The sequence below is a fragment of the Jiangella endophytica genome, assembly GCF_003427025.1.
Lineage (GTDB): Bacteria > Actinomycetota > Actinomycetes > Jiangellales > Jiangellaceae > Jiangella > Jiangella endophytica.
On sequence record NZ_QVAI01000019.1, the window covers coordinates 97,237 to 112,388 of the forward strand.

Annotated in this window: 12 protein-coding genes; 10 read left to right on the forward strand and 2 right to left on the reverse strand. The window is 72.1% G+C overall.

Annotation, left to right across the window (positions count from 1 at the left end):
* Nucleotides 1-20 precede the first annotated feature (20 nt).
* From DZA62_RS29050 to DZA62_RS29080, 7 genes are read left to right on the forward strand one after another with little or no spacing between them, the layout of a single operon-like run.
* A complete protein-coding gene (locus DZA62_RS29050) occupies nucleotides 21-1,793 on the forward strand; it encodes an acetolactate synthase large subunit (protein WP_116952440.1) in 1,773 nt (590 codons plus the stop codon).
* Between the two features lie 38 nt (nucleotides 1,794-1,831).
* Nucleotides 1,832-2,356, forward strand: a complete 525-nt coding sequence (gene ilvN, locus DZA62_RS29055; RefSeq protein ID WP_116952441.1) for an acetolactate synthase small subunit — start codon at nucleotides 1,832-1,834, stop codon at nucleotides 2,354-2,356.
* Nucleotides 2,357-2,398: 42 nt separating this feature from the next.
* Nucleotides 2,399-3,427 (forward strand): ketol-acid reductoisomerase, encoded by a 1,029-nt coding sequence (gene ilvC / locus DZA62_RS29060; RefSeq protein ID WP_116952442.1) that lies wholly within the window; start codon nucleotides 2,399-2,401, stop codon nucleotides 3,425-3,427.
* A gap of 37 nt (nucleotides 3,428-3,464) precedes the next feature.
* On the forward strand, nucleotides 3,465-4,103 hold the full coding sequence (locus DZA62_RS29065) for a LysE family translocator (protein ID WP_116952443.1): 639 nt from the start codon (nucleotides 3,465-3,467) through the stop codon (nucleotides 4,101-4,103).
* A gap of 1 nt (nucleotide 4,104) precedes the next feature.
* Nucleotides 4,105-4,917 (forward strand): helix-turn-helix domain-containing protein, encoded by an 813-nt coding sequence (locus DZA62_RS29070; protein ID WP_116952444.1) that lies wholly within the window; start codon nucleotides 4,105-4,107, stop codon nucleotides 4,915-4,917.
* Nucleotides 4,918-4,975: 58 nt separating this feature from the next.
* Nucleotides 4,976-7,096, forward strand: coding sequence for an HNH endonuclease signature motif containing protein (locus DZA62_RS29075; protein WP_116952445.1), 2,121 nt, complete (start codon nucleotides 4,976-4,978; stop codon nucleotides 7,094-7,096).
* A 47-nt stretch (nucleotides 7,097-7,143) separates the two neighbouring features.
* Nucleotides 7,144-7,557: a VOC family protein gene (locus DZA62_RS29080; RefSeq protein ID WP_116952446.1), complete on the forward strand. Its 414-nt coding sequence runs from the start codon at nucleotides 7,144-7,146 to the stop codon at nucleotides 7,555-7,557.
* On the opposite strand, the gene DZA62_RS29085 is transcribed toward DZA62_RS29080, so the two are convergent.
* Nucleotides 7,511-9,460, reverse strand: coding sequence for an anthranilate synthase family protein (locus tag DZA62_RS29085; RefSeq protein ID WP_116952447.1), 1,950 nt, complete (start codon nucleotides 9,458-9,460; stop codon nucleotides 7,511-7,513). The two genes, DZA62_RS29080 and DZA62_RS29085, sit on opposite strands and share 47 nt — an antisense overlap.
* A 168-nt stretch (nucleotides 9,461-9,628) precedes the next feature.
* Nucleotides 9,629-10,642, reverse strand: coding sequence for a slipin family protein (locus tag DZA62_RS29090; RefSeq protein WP_116952448.1), 1,014 nt, complete (start codon nucleotides 10,640-10,642; stop codon nucleotides 9,629-9,631).
* Between the two features lie 114 nt (nucleotides 10,643-10,756).
* On the opposite strand from DZA62_RS29090, the gene DZA62_RS29095 reads away from it, so the two are divergent.
* The 3 genes from DZA62_RS29095 (at nucleotide 10,757) to DZA62_RS29105 (ending at nucleotide 15,152) form a co-directional block, all read left to right on the forward strand.
* Nucleotides 10,757-11,362: a TetR/AcrR family transcriptional regulator gene (locus tag DZA62_RS29095; RefSeq protein ID WP_157987976.1), complete on the forward strand. Its 606-nt coding sequence runs from the start codon at nucleotides 10,757-10,759 to the stop codon at nucleotides 11,360-11,362.
* Nucleotides 11,363-11,427: 65 nt separating this feature from the next.
* Complete coding sequence (locus DZA62_RS29100; protein WP_116952450.1) at nucleotides 11,428-13,161, forward strand: ABC transporter ATP-binding protein; 1,734 nt, start codon at nucleotides 11,428-11,430, stop codon at nucleotides 13,159-13,161.
* The gene (locus tag DZA62_RS29105; RefSeq protein ID WP_116952451.1) at nucleotides 13,158-15,152 is read left to right on the forward strand and encodes an ABC transporter ATP-binding protein; all 1,995 of its coding nucleotides are present in this window, start codon (nucleotides 13,158-13,160) and stop codon (nucleotides 15,150-15,152) included. The genes DZA62_RS29100 and DZA62_RS29105 overlap by 4 nt, the downstream gene beginning before the upstream one ends.

A 15,152-nucleotide genomic window follows, 5' to 3' on the forward strand; every position in this document is an offset into this window, starting at 1 on the left:
CACAGCAGAAGGGTCCGGCCATGCCGCAGGGACAGCCCACCAGGGACAACGGGACGACGATGACGGGCGCCGCCAGCCTCATCCGCTCGCTCGAGGCGGCCGGCGTCGACACCGTATTCGGCATTCCCGGTGGCGCCATTCTCCCGGCCTATGACCCGATGTTCGACTCCCAGCAGATTCGGCACATCCTGGTCCGGCACGAGCAGGGCGCCGGCCACGCGGCCGAGGGCTACGCGCTGGCGACGGGCAAGCCGGGCGTCTGCATGGCCACGTCGGGACCGGGGGCGACGAACCTGGTCACGCCCATCGCCGACGCGCACATGGACTCCGTCCCGATGGTCGCGGTCACCGGTCAGGTGGCGACGGCGGCCATCGGCACCGACGCGTTCCAGGAAGCCGACATCCGCGGCATCACGATGCCCATCACGAAGCACAACTACCTGGTCACCGACCCCGCGGAGATCCCGCGGACCATCGCCGAGGCGTTCCACATCGCGACCACGGGGCGGCCGGGGCCGGTCCTCGTCGACGTCGCCAAGGACGCCATGCAGGCCATGACGACGTTCCGCTGGCCGGTCGAGCTGGACCTCCCCGGCTACCGCCCGGTGACCCGTCCGCACGCCAAGCAGGTCCGCGAGGCGGCCCGGCTGATGGCCGCGGCCAAGCGCCCGGTCCTCTACGTCGGCGGCGGCGTGCTCCGCGCGCGGGCATGGAAAGAGCTGTCGGAGTTGGCGAGACTGACGGGCTTCCCCGTCGTCACCACGCTGACGGCACGCGGCGCGTTCCCCGACAGCCACCGGCAGCACCTCGGCATGCCCGGCATGCACGGCGGCGTCGCGGCGGTCACGTCGTTGCAGAAGGCCGACCTGCTGATCGCCCTGGGCGCCCGGTTCGACGACCGCGTCACCGGCAAGCTGTCGTCGTTCGCGCCGAACGCCGCGGTCATCCACGCCGACATCGACCCCGCCGAGATCTCCAAGAACCGCGTCGCCGACGTCCCCATCGTGGGCGACTGCAAGGAGGTCATCAACGAGCTGATCCCGGCCATCGAGGCCGAGTTCGCCGCCGGCAACCAGACCGACCTCACCGGCTGGTGGCGACAACTGGACCAGTGGCGCGACAACTACCCGCTGGGCTACACACCGGCCGACAACGGCGAGCTCATGCCGCAGTACGTCATCGAAAGGCTCGGGCGGCTCGTCGGGTCCGACGCCATCTACGTCGCCGGCGTCGGCCAGCACCAGATGTGGGCCTCGCAGTACATCTCCTACGAGAACCCGAACACCTGGCTGAACTCCGGCGGCGCCGGCACCATGGGCTACGCCGTCCCGGCAGCCATGGGCGCGAAGGCCGGCCGGCCCGACACCACGGTGTGGGCCATCGACGGCGACGGCTGCTTCCAGATGACCAACCAGGAGCTGGCCACCTGCGCCATCGAGGGCATCCCGATCAAGGTCGCGGTCATCAACAACGAGAGCCTCGGCATGGTCCGGCAGTGGCAGACGCTCTTCTACGACGGCCGCTACTCCAACACCGACCTCGGCAGCCGCCGCATCCCCGACTTCGCCAAGCTGGCCGAGGCCTACGGCTGCGTCGGGCTGCGCTGCGACACCGCCGAGGACGTCGACGCCACCATCGAGAAGGCGATGGCCGTCGACGACCGGCCGGTCGTGGTCGACTTCGGCGTCCACCGCGACGCCATGGTCTGGCCGATGGTCGCGGCCGGCACCAGCAACGACGAGATCCAGATCGCCCGGGGCATGGCGCCGGAATGGGATAGAAGCGATGACTGAGCCGGCGGCAAGCCCCGCGCTTCGGAAGGAAGTCTGAGATGAGCAAGCACACGCTGTCGGTGCTGGTCGAGAACAAGCCCGGTGTGCTCGCGCGCATCGCCGCCCTGTTCTCGCGCCGCGGCTTCAACATCGACTCGCTCGCGGTCGGGCCGACGGAGCACCCGGCGGTCTCCCGCATGACGGTCGTCGTCGACGTCGAGGACTCGCCGCTCGAGCAGGTCACCAAGCAGCTCAACAAGCTGGTCAACGTCCTCAAGATCGTCGAGCTCGACCCCGGCCAGTCGGTCCAGCGCGAGCTGGTCCTGGTCAAGGTGCGCACGGACAACGAGACCCGCCCGCACGTGCTGCAGACGGTCGAGCTGTTCCGCGCCAAGGTCGTCGACGTCGCCGCCGATGCGGTGACCATCGAGGCGACCGGCTCGTCGGACAAGTTGAGCGCGCTGCTCAAGGTGCTGGAACCGTACGGCATCCGCGAGCTCGTGCAGTCCGGTGTGGTGGCGGTGGGGCGCGGATCGCGGTCCATCACCGACCGCGCGCTGCGGCCGGTCGACCGAGTCGCATAATCCGTTCAGGTTTCTGAAGGCAAGACAGAAGGAGAAGCCCTCGTGGCAGAGATGTACTACGACGACGACGCCGACCTCTCGGTCATCCAGGGGCGGGTCGTCGCCGTCATCGGCTATGGAAGCCAGGGCCACGCGCACGCGCTGAGCCTGCGCGACTCCGGCGTGGACGTCCGCGTCGGCCTGCAGGAGGGCTCGAAGAGCCGCGCCAAGGCCGAGGCCGAGGGGCTGCGGGTCGTGACGCCGGCCGAGGCGGCCGCGGAGGCCGACCTCATCATGATCCTGGCGCCCGACCACGTGCAGCGGCACATCTACACCAACGACATCGAGCCGAACCTGCAGGACGGCGACGCGCTGTTCTTCGGCCATGGCTTCAACATCCGGTTCGGCTACATCAAGCCGCCGGCCAACGTCGACGTCGCCATGGTCGCGCCGAAGGGCCCGGGTCATTTGGTGCGGCGCGAGTTCGCCGACGGCCGCGGCGTGCCGGTGCTGGTCGCCGTCGAGCAGGACGCCAGCGGCTCGGCGTGGGCGCTCGCGCTCGCGTACGCCAAGGGCATCGGCGGCCTGCGTGCCGGCGGTATCAGGACGACGTTCGCCGAGGAGACCGAGACCGACCTGTTCGGTGAGCAGACGGTGCTCTGCGGCGGCGTGTCCCGCCTGGTCCAGAGCGGTTTCGAGGTCATGACCGAGGCCGGCTACCAGCCGGAGGTCGCGTACTTCGAGGTGCTCCACGAGCTCAAGCTGATCGTCGACCTCATGTACGAGGGCGGCATCGCCAAGCAGCGCTGGAGTGTCTCCGACACCGCCGAGTACGGCGACTACACCACCGGCCCCAAGGTCATCGACGCCTCGGTGAAGGAGCGCATGAAGGACGCGCTGACGGCCATCCAGGACGGGTCGTGGGCGGCCGGCTTCATCGCCGACCAGGACGCCGGCGCGCCGGAGTTCAAGCGGCTGCGGGCCGAGGGCGAGGCGCACCCGATCGAGGCCACCGGCCGCGAGCTGCGCCAGCTGATGTCCTGGGTGAAGTCCAGCGACGACGACTACACCGAGGGCACCGCCGCGCGCTGATGCGGTCGCACGCCCACCTCCGGGACGGGGTATCGCGATGATCTCGACGACACACCTGCTGGCCTTCGTCGTCAGCTCGTTCGTTCTCATCGCGGTCCCCGGCCCGAGCGTGCTGTTCACCGTCGGCCGGGCGTTGGTACTCGGCCGGCGCGGCGGCATCGCGTCGGCCTCGGGCAACGCCGTGGGCGCGTTCCTGCAGGTGCTCGCCGTGGCGTTCGGCCTGGGCGCGGTCGTCGAGCGATCCATCGTCGTCTTCACCGTCATCAAGTTCGTCGGCGCCGCCTACCTCGTCTATCTGGGCGTGCAGGCGATCCGGCACCGGCGGTCCTTCGCCGACGCGGCGGCAGGGGCGGTCCGTCTCACCAGCGCCCGCCGTGCCGCGCGCGAGGCGTTCGTCGTCGGCCTGACGAACCCCAAGGTCATCGTGTTCTTCGCGGCCGTCCTCCCGCAGTTCATCGATCCGGCCGGCGCGCACCCGACCGTGCAGATGCTGCTGTTCGGGGCCGTGTTCACGGTGATGGCGTTCCTCATGGACAGCTGCTGGGCGCTCGGTGCCGGCACCGCACGCGACTGGTTCGCCCGCTCGCCGGGGCGGATGGGTCACTTCAGCGCCGTCGGCGGCGTCGCGATGATCGGGCTGGGCGCCCGGCTGGCGGTCACCGGCCGGCACGACTGACGTGCTCCTCCGGCGGCCCCGCGCCGAGCTGGCGCCGTTCGTCGAGCACCTCTGGTACCTCGACCAACCGCTGCCGCCCGGCCGCGACCGGACCCTGCCCACCGGCGCGGCGCAGCTGGTCGTCAACCTCGCCGCCGACCGTCTGAACTGGTACGACGGCGACGACCTCAGCCGTCCTGGCGGGGTGGGCGGGGCCGGCCTGTGCGCCCCGCTGGCCCGTCCCATCGGCGTCGACACCGCCGACCAGGCCGCCACCGCGGGCGTCGTGTTCCGGCCGGGCGGCGTCGTGGCCTTCGGCGACGTCCCGGCGGCCGCGCTCACCGACCCGGTCACCCCGCTCGCCGACCTCTGGGGCGCCGACGGCGGCGCCGTACGCGAGCGGGTGCTCGTGGCGGCGACGCCGGGGGAGCGGCTGGACGCGCTGGAGCGCGTGCTGCTCGCGCGGTTGCGGGCGGCCGGCCTGCCGGGCCCCGACGGTGCCGTCGTCTACGCCGTCGCCGCCCTCGACCGCGGTGCCGCTGTTGGCGTGGTGGCCGAGCGGATCGGCGCGTCCGCGTCGACCCTGCAGCGTCGCTTCCGCGCCGCCGTCGGGTTGTCGCCGAAGCAGTTCGGCCGGGTCCGGCGGCTGCAGCGGGTGCTTCGAGCCGTGACGACGCCGGGCGGCCCCGCGCCCGACTGGGCGGAGGTCGCGGCCCGGCACGGCTACTTCGACCAGGCCCACCTCGTCAACGACTTCCGCGCGCTCACCGGCCTCACTCCCGGCCGCTACGTCCCGCGCTCGGCCGCCGAGCACAACCACGTGCCGCTGGGCTGACGCCTGCCCCCTCCGTCTCGAATTGATCTTGCTCGGCGGAGCCGGTAGGGTTGTTCGCATGTTCGATAAAGTGCTACTAGCTGCTACGCCGCCGGGCGCTCGTCCGGCGGCGGGGCCGCTCGTGGTGTGGCATCCGGACACCTTCGACTGGGTGCGGCTCGAGCCGGCCGATCTGCTCGCCGACTCCGTCGAGCCGGGGTTCCTGGAGCGGTCGGCCCGGGTGCTGCCCGCCGATGCGGAGCGCACGCCGACGGGTCCTGAGCTGGCCGCCGTCCTGGCCGCGTTCGACGCCGGCTCGGCCGGTGCGTACGACCTCGTCGAGGCGGCCGCCGGGTGGGCGCGGCTGGCGGCCTGGGTTGCCGCCGGCGAGGCCGACGTGCTCGCCGAGCTGACCACGCGTCATGAGCTGCGACCCGCCGAGTCCACCTGCCGGTCGGTCCATCCGGTCACCGTCACCGCGGTCGAGGTGGCGGGGCGGTGCCAGCGCACGGTCAAGCAGGCCGAGAACCTGGTCGGCCACTCCGTCCAGTTGGTCGACGACTTCGCCAGCACCCACGCCGCGTTGTCGGCGGGGTTGATCGACCTGCGCCGGGCGCGCGTCATCACCGACGAGCTGGGCGGCCAGGACCCCGCGGTGCGTGAGCTGGTCGAGGCCGACGTCCTTCCCGAGGCGCCGTTCATCGATGCGGTGGCGCTGCGCAAGCTGATCAAGCGGCGGCTGCATCAGCTGGCGCCGGTCGAGACCGCTGAACGCAACCGCGTCGCCCGCGACGGCCGCTACGTCGCGGTCACGCCGGCATCGGACGGCATGGCGTTCCTCGAGGCGTTGCTGCCGGCCGAGGACGCCACGGCGCTGCACACGGCGTTGAACTCGGCCGCGGCCGACGCCAAACGCGCCGACGCGGCGGCGGGGTTGCCCGTCCGGCCCCACGACCATCGGCGCGCCGACGCGCTGGCGGAGCTCGCGTGGGCCGCCCTGGCTGCCTGCGCCGATGTTGCGGGTGGCGGTGCTGCGGGCGGTGGTGCTGCGGGCGGCGGTGCTGCGGGCGGTGGTGCTGCGGGCGGTGGTGCTGCGGGCGGTGGTGCTGCGGGTGGCGGTGCGGGCCGCACCTTGGTCGCCCACGCTGCCGACACCGACCATCCGGTCGCCCACGCTGCCGACGCCGACCATCCGGTCGCCCACGCTGCCGACGCCCACCGTCCCGACGGCCGCGGTGCGGGCGTCGGCGGTGCGGGTCATGCCGCAGGCGTGGACCGCGCCAGGGGCCAGGCGCGGGCTCGCGCGACCTCGGCCGCCTCTCCTGGCATCGCGACCGGCACCGCGGGGGCGGGCCAGTTGGATCGGGGCGGCGGTGGCTGGCCTGGCGGGCCGCCGGCAGGAGCAACCACCGCGGCGACCACCACCGCGGCGACCACGACCGCGACCACCGCAGCGGCGACCACGACCGCGACCACCGCAGCGGCGACCACGGCCGCGACCACCACCGCGACCACCACCGCGGCGGCCGCGCCACCCATGGCCGGCGCGGGCGGCGAGTCCACCGGTGCCGCACCGCGCGCCGACGCGAGTGGCCCGCGCGGGTCCGCTCTGCGTGCCGGCGCGGGCGGCGAGTCCGCTGGCGCCGCACCGCGTGCCGGTGCGGGTGGCCCACGCCAGCGCGCGCCGCGTGCCGGTGCGGGTGGGGTCGGCCGTCCTGCTGCGCGGTCCACACGGCGGCGGTCCGTCAGCGTGCACGTCACCGTCCCGTTCACGACGCTGACGGGGCTGAGCGACGAGCCGGGCGAGCTGGAGGGCTACGGGCCCATCCCCGCTCACGTCGCCCGGGCGCTCGCTGCCGAGGGCGTGTGGACGTGGCTGCGTGCCGACCCCGCCACGGGGCAGCTCCTCGACCTCGGCAGGACGAGGTACCGGCCGAGCAGGGCACTGGCCCGGTTCATCACCGCCCGCGACCGCACGTGCCGCATGCCCGGCTGCCACCGATCGGCCCGAGCCGCCGACATCGACCACATCGTCCCGTTCGCCGCCGGCGGCCCCACCAGTCGCGCGAACCTCCAGGCGCTCTGCGAGACCCACCACCTGATCAAGCACCTCGGCCGCTGGAGCGCCGAGCGACGCCCCGGCGGATCGACGCGATGGACCAGCCCTACCGGGCACCGATACCTGAAGCGCCCGGGCTGACCGATTTCTCCAAGCGCGCGGCCGCCGCATCGGGCCACGATGGTCGCATGAACGCGATGACCGTGACCCCGAAGCTCGTCGTCGACGGGGCCGACCGTGCCCTCGACTTCTACCGCCGCGCGCTCGGCGCCGAGCCCGGCGTCCGGTACGCCGGGCCCGGCGGCAAGGTGGTCTACGCCGAGTTCCGGCTCGGCGCCGGCCTGCTGTCGATCAAGGACGCCGACGCGCACGATCCGGCCGCCGGCGCCCTGTTCACGCTCGAGGTCGCCGACCCGGACGCCCTCGGAGCCGCCCTGGAGCGGGCCGGGGCGACCGTCGTCTTCCCGATCGACGACCAGCCGTACGGTATGCGCCAGGGCCGGCTCCGCGACCCGTTCGGCATCCAGTGGATCGTCTCGCGACCGGCCGAGGACCTCAGCGCCGACGAGGTGCAGCGACGGCTGGACGCGCATCCGGGCTGAGCACGCCCGTCACCAGCTCCGCCAGCAGGTCGATCCCCTCGGTGGACAGGATCGACTCCAGATGGAACTGCACCGACGCGAACCCGGCGCCGCGCAGCGCGAACACCTCACCGGTCTCCGGCTGCGCCGCGGCCTCGACGCCGGGCGGCAGGACGGCGCCGTCGGCCAGCCGGGCCGCGTAGGTGTTGTAGAACCCGACCCGGGTCTCGCGGCCGAACAACGGCACCGGCCGCTGCGTGCCCTGGTACGGCTGCGGCAGTAGCCCGAGCGGCAGCCCGACCAGCCCGGCCAGCACCTGGTGACTCAGGCAGACGGCGAGCAGGGGGCGCTGCGCGGCCAGCCGAGCCCGGACGACGTCGTGCAGCCGGGCGATGCGCGGGTCGGCGACGTCGCGCGGGTCGCCGGGGCCGGGGCCGGCCAGCAGCAGGTCGTACGCGTCGCCGGTCGCCGGGCCGACCTCGGACCAACGCCGGACCTCCGCCCGCATCCCGAGCCGGCGCAGCAGATGCGCCAGCATCGCCGTCCACCGGTCCTCGGCGTCGACGATCAGCACCGACCGCCCGGCCAGCGCGGGCCGCTCGTCCTGGCCCTGCGGCCGCAGCCAGAACGGCGCCAGCGTGCGGTTGCGCACGGTCAGCGCGGCAGCGACCTCGGGATGGTCCGCGAAGGACGGGCGGTCGTCCGTGAGCGTGGGACGGTTGTCCGCGAGCGCGGGACGGTCGTCCGTGAGCGCGGGGCGGTCGTCCGCGAACGACGCTACGGCCGCCTCGCGCACCCCGAGCGCCGTCAGCACCCCGGCCGCCTTCGCGTGCGTCTCGGCGACTTCGTGGCCGGCGACCGAGTGCCGCACGAGGGTCGCGCCGACCGGTACCCGCACCGTCCCGTCGGGCTCCAGGTAGGCGGTGCGGATGAGGATCGGCGCGTCGACGCTGAGCCGGTCGCCGGTGCCCTCGATCAGCGCTGCCACGCCCGCGTAGTACCCCCGCCCACCCACCTCATAGCGGGTGATCACCCGAGCCGCGTTCTCCAGCGGCGACCCCGTCACCGTCGGGGCGAACATCGTCTCGCGCAGCACGTCGCGCACGTCCATCCGCGTCGTGCCCTCGAGCAGGTACTCGGTGTGGATGAGGTGGCTCATCTCGTTGAGGTAGGGCCCGAGCACGCGTCCGCCGTCCTCGCACACGGCGCTCATCATCTTCAGCTCCTCGTCGACCACCATGAACAGTTCCTCGGTCTCCTTCGGGTCGGCGAGGAACCGCAGCAGGTCGTCGGTGGTCGTGCCGCCGGCCGGAACCCGGTACGTGCCGCTGATCGGGTTCATCACGACGGTGCCGTCGTCGACGCTGACGTGCCGCTCGGGCGTCGCGCCGACCATCGTCACGTCGCCGGCGTGCACGACGAACGTCCAGTACGCGCCCGGTTCGCCGGTGAGCAGCCGGCCGAACAGCCGCAGCGCCGCCTGGGGCACCGATCCGGTGAGCCGGGCCAGGTAGTCGCGCCGGATGACGAAGTTGGCGCCGGCGCCGCGGCCGATCTCGTCGCGGATGACCCGGCCGACGATGTCCGCGTACTCGTCGTCGGCGACGTCGAACCCGCCGGGCGCGACGTCGACGTCGCCGCCCACCGCGGCCAGGACCTCCGAACGGTCCAACGCGACCCGCGACCGCACCCGCAGGCAGCGCAACGGCGCGCCGTCGTCGTGGCACTCGAAGCCGCGCTCGGACAGCTGTCGGTACGGGATCAGCGCCAGCGTCGCCGGGCTGGCGTCGTCGGGCAGCGGGATCTCCGCGAGCCGGTCGACGTCGACGAGGTCACCGAGCAGCAGTTCGACGCCGGGCCGGCCGGAGCGGGCGAGCAGCGCGAACGGCGGGGGCGCGGGATCGTCGAGCAGGTCGTCGAGCATGGACGTTCCTTCCGGTCGAGCCTCGACCGGGGCGGGACGGTGCCGGACACGACAACGACCGCCTCGGTGAGGCGGTCGCTTGCGTGGGGTACGCGAAGGGAATGGGCCGCCTAGGAGGCGGGCCACCACATGCCGAGCACGGTCGCGTACATGCCGCAGACCTTAGCATCACGACGTCGGGGGCGGCGGCTGTTCCGGCACCGGCCGGACGCCGTTCGCCTCCGCCGCCGGCGGGACGCGCTCCGCCGCCGGCGGGACGGCCTCCGCCGCCGGCGGGACGGGCTCCGCCGCCGGCGGGACGGGCTCCGCCGCTGGCGGGATGGCCTCAGCCGCGGGTGGGGCCGCCCCCGCCGCGGGCGGGACAGCCGGCGGGGTGGCCGGCGGGGCGGCCGGCGGGGTGGCCGGCCGGGCGGCGGCCGGTGGCTGTTCGGTCGCATGCTCCAGGAAGCGCAGCAGCTCGACCGGGAACGGCAGCACGACCGTCGAGTTCTTCTCCGCGGCGACCTCGACGATGGTCTGCAACAGTCGAAGCTGCAGCGCCGCCGGGGTCTCCGCCATGGTGGAGGCGGCCGAGGCGAGCTTGTGCGACGCCTGGAGTTCACCGTCGGCGGTGATGACCCGCGACCGCCGCTCCCGCTCCGCCTCGGCCTGTCGTGACATCGAGCGCTTCATCGCCTCAGGCAGCGCGACGTCCTTGATCTCGACCCGGTCGATCTCGATGCCCCAGCCGACGGCCGGGCTGTCGATCATCAGCTCGAGGCCCTGGTTCAGAGCCTCGCGGTTGGACAGCAGATCGTCCAGCTCGCTCTTGCCGATGATCGAGCGCAGTGACGTCTGCGCCACCTGCGACACGGCGAACTCGTAGTCCTGCACCTCGACGACGGCCTCGACGGGGTCGTGCACCCGGAAGTAGACGACGGCGTCGACGCGCACCGTGACGTTGTCGCGGGTGATGCCGTCCTGCGCCGGGATCGGCAGCGTGATGATCTGCACGTTGACCTTGCGCATCTGGTCGACGAACGGAGCGATCCACGCGAATCCGGGCCCGCGCGGCGACCCGTGCACCTTGCCGAACCGGAACACGACGCCACGCTCGAACTGACGGACGACGCGGGCGCTCGCGCCGTACCAGACGAGGCCGAGGATCACCACAACGGTGAGGATCGCGAATAGCGCACCCATGCTGACCTCCTCGTCAGCGGTCCTTCTCTCTCGAGCGTACGCCCGTCTGTCAGCGCTGAGCGAACCCGTCGAAAAGCGGTTGTGAGTGAGTCCTCACTCACTTACCATCGTGCCGTGGCCACAGAGACGCGCCGGGCTCGCGCAACGCCCATGTCGCCCGATCAGCGACGTGCGGCGATCATCGACGCCACCCTGCCGTTGCTGCGTCAGCACGGCTTCGACGTCAGCACCCGGCAGATCGCCGAGGCGGCCGGCATCGCCGAGGGCACCATCTTCCGGGTCTTCGACGACAAGGAGTCGCTGTTGCGGCAGGTCGTCGAGGCGGCCGTCGACCCCGGCGAGACCGAGCGGCGGCTGGCCGCCGTCGGTACCGACCTGCCGCTGGCCGACCGGCTGCTGGTTGTCGCGGAGATCCTGCACGAGCGGCTGACCAGCGTCTTCCAGCTGATGGCGGCCATCGGCTTCCGGCGGCCGCCGGGCGACGACGGCCGCCAGGTGACGCCGCGGCACGCCGGCATCACGGCCATCGTCGAGGACCTGCTCGAGCCCGACCGTGACCGGCTGCGGTTCCCGCCGTCCGAGGTGGCGCGGCGGCTGCGCATCCTGTCTTTCGCCGGCTTCCACCCGCTCATCAACGACCACGAGCCGATGACGCCGGCCGAGGTCGTCGACCTGCTGCTGCACGGCGTCAGTCTCGAAGCGGGCGACCCGTCGCCCTGACCCCTCCGACTCGGGCACACGAAGCACCACGTCAGATTTCCGTTCCTCCAGTTCGGAGCCGTTCCATGCTCATCACTCTGCTGCGGACGTACCTGCGTCCGTACCGGCGATGGTTGACCGCAGTCGTCGTGCTGCAGTTCATCGGCACGCTGGCCTCGCTCTACCTGCCCAGCCTGAACGCCGACATCATCGACAACGGCATCGCCCGCGGCGACACCGCGTACATCATGCGCACCGGCGGCTGGATGCTGGCGGCGACGCTGCTGCAGATCACCTGCACGGTCGGCGCGGTGTACTTCGGCGCGAAGACGGCCATGGCGTTCGGCCGCGACGTGCGGGCCGCCATCTTCCACCGCGTCGGCGAGTTCTCCGCGCGCGAGGTCGGCCGGTTCGGCGCGCCGTCGCTGATCACCCGCAACACCAACGACGTCCAGCAGGTCCAGATGCTGGTGCTGATGTCGTGCACGCTGCTGGTCACGGCGCCGATCATGGCCACGGGCGGCGTCATCATGGCGCTGCGCGAGGACGTGGGGCTGGCCTGGCTGCTGCTGATCTGCGTCCCGGCGCTGGTCCTCGGCATCGCGCTGATCGTGCGCCGCATGGTGCCCGGGTTCCGGCGCATGCAGGAGCGCATCGACAGCGTCAACCGGGTCATGCGCGAGCAGATCACCGGCATCCGGGTGGTCCGCGCGTTCGTCCGCGAGCGCTGGGAGCAGAGCCGGTTCGCCGTCGCCAACACCGCGCTCACCGAGACCTCTCTGTACGTCGGCCGGCTGATGGCGCTGATGTTCCCGTGGGTCATGCTGATCTTCAACGTGTCCAGCGTGGCGGTGCTGTGGTTCGGCGCCGGTCGGGTGGACGACGGCCAGATGCAGATCGGCTCGCTGACGGCGTTCCTGACCTACCTCATCCAGATCCTGATGTCGGTCATGATGGCGACGTTCATGCTGGTCATGGTGCCGCGTGCGACCGTGTGCGCGGAGCGCATCGGCGAGGTGCTCGACACCGAGTCGTCGGTCGTGCCGCCGGCCGAGCCGGTGACGTCGCTGCCGCGGAGCATCTCGCTGGAGCTGCGCGACGCCGAGTTCGCCTACCCGGGCGCCGAGTCGCCGGTGCTGCGCGACATCTCCTTCACCGTCGAGCCGGGCACCACCACCGCCGTCGTCGGCAGCACGGGCTCCGGCAAGACCACGCTGGTCAACCTGGTGCCGCGGCTCATCGACGCGACGGCCGGCCAGGTGCTGGCCGGTGGCGTCGACGTCCGCCGGCTCGACCCGGAGGTGCTGCGCGAGCGGATCGGCCTGGTGCCGCAGAAGGCGTACCTGTTCTCCGGCACGGTCGCCAGCAACCTGCGCTACGGCAACCCCGACGCCACTGACGACGAGCTGTGGGAGGCGTTGCGGATCGCGCAGGCCGCCGACTTCGTCGCCGACATGTCCGAGGGCCTGGAGACGCCGATCGCGCAGGGTGGCACGAACGTGTCCGGCGGGCAGCGCCAGCGGCTGGCGATCGCCCGGGCGCTGGTCCGTCAACCCGGCATCTACCTGTTCGACGACTCGTTCTCGGCGCTCGACCTCGCCACCGACGCCCGGCTGCGGGCGGCGCTGCGACCGCACACCACGGACGCCGCGGTGGTCATCGTCGCGCAGCGGATCTCCACCGTCATCGACGCCGACCAGATCGTGGTGCTCGACGACGGCGCCGTCGTCGGGCTCGGCACACACGACGAGCTACTCGAGACCTGCCCGACCTACGCCGAGATCGTCGAGTCCCAGCTGACCGCGGAGGAGGCCGCATGAGCGCGTCCAGGCCCACGACGACGGCCACGCCCGCGCGGCCCGCAGGCCCCGGCGGCGGCCGTCCCGGTGGCGGCCCGCCCGGCATGGCGGCCATGGCCGGACCACCGCAGAAGGCGCTGAACTTCGGTCCGTCGGCCAAGCGGCTGCTCGGCCGGCTGACCCCGGAGCGCGCCGGCGTGGCGCTGGTGATCGTGCTGGCCGTGGTCAGCGTGGCGCTCAACGCCATCGGCCCCCGGCTGCTCGGGCACGGCACCGACCTGATCTTCGAGGGCGTCATCGGCCGGCAGCTGCCGGCGGACGTCACCAAGGAACAGGCGGTCGAGAACCTGCGTGCCGGCGACCAGGACACCTTCGCCGACATGCTCGCGCACATGGACGTCGTACCAGGTCAGGGCGTCGACTTCAGTGCGCTGCGTTCGGTGCTGCTGGGCGTGCTGGCGCTGTACGTGGGTGCGTCGCTGTTCATGTGGCTGCAGGCGTACCTGCTCAACACGATCGTGCAGCGCACCGTGTTCCGGCTGCGCTCCGACGTCGAGGACAAGATCCACCGGCTGCCGCTGCGGTACTTCGACGCCAACTCCCGCGGCGACGTGCTGAGCCGCGTCACCAACGACATCGACAATGTGTCGCAGAGCCTGCAGCAGACCATGAGCCAGCTGCTGAACTCGCTGCTCACCGTCATCGGCGTGCTCGCCATGATGGTGTGGATCTCGCCGCTGCTGGCGTTGATCGCGCTGGTGACGATCCCGCTGTCGATGGTCGTGACGGCGCTGATCGCGAAGCGGTCGCAGAAGCAGTTCGTGGCGCAGTGGGCGCACACCGGCGCGCTGAACGGGCAGATCGAGGAGGCCTACACCGGGCACGCGCTGGTGAAGGTGTTCGGCCGGCAGCGCGAGGTGGAACAGTCCTTCGGCGCCAAGAACGAGGAGCTGTACCAGGCGAGCTTCGGCGCCCAGTTCGTGTCCGGGTTGATCATGCCGGCGATGTTCTTCCTCGGGAACCTCAACTACGTCGCCGTCGCCGTGGTCGGCGGCCTGCGGGTGGCGTCGGGCTCGCTGAGCCTCGGCGAGGTGCAGGCGTTCGTCCAGTACACCCGCCAGTTCACCCAGCCGCTCACCCAGCTGGCGTCGATGGCGAACCTGCTGCAGTCCGGTGTCGCGTCGGCGGAGCGGGTGTTCGAGCTGCTCGACGAGCCGGAACAGGTGCCCGACCCGGCCACCCCGGCGACGCTGGACGACCAGCCGCGCGGGCGGGTCGAGTTCGAGCACGTCACGTTCAGCTACGACCCGGACCAGCCGCTGATCGAGGACCTCTCGCTGGTGGCCGAGCCGGGCCGAACGGTGGCCATCGTGGGGCCGACCGGCGCGGGCAAGACCACGCTGGTCAACCTGATCATGCGGTTCTACGAGCTGCAGGGTGGGCACATCACCATCGACGGCCGCGACATCGCCGAGCTGAGCCGCGACGAGCTGCGCTCGAACATCGGCATGGTGCTGCAGGACACCTGGCTGTTCGGCGGCACGATCCGCGAGAACCTCGCCTACGGCGACCCCACGGCGTCGGAGGAGCAGATCCGCTCGGCCGCCGAGGCGACCTACGTCGACCGTTTCGTGCACTCGCTGCCCGACGGCTACGACACCGTCATCGACGAGGAGGGCGACAACATCAGCGCCGGTGAGAAGCAGCTGCTCACCATCGCGCGGGCCTTCCTCGCCGACCCGTCCATCCTCATCCTCGACGAGGCGACGTCGTCGGTCGACACCCGCACCGAGGTGCTCGTCCAGCACGCCATGGCGGCGCTGCGCAGCGACCGGACCAGCTTCGTCATCGCGCACCGTCTGTCGACGATCCGCGATGCCGACCTGATCCTCGTCATGCGCGACGGCGCCATCGTCGAGCAGGGCTCGCACGCCGAACTGCTGGAACGGCGCGGCGCGTACTTCGATCTGTACAACAGCCAGTTCGCCGCGCCAGAGGTCGAGGAGGCATAG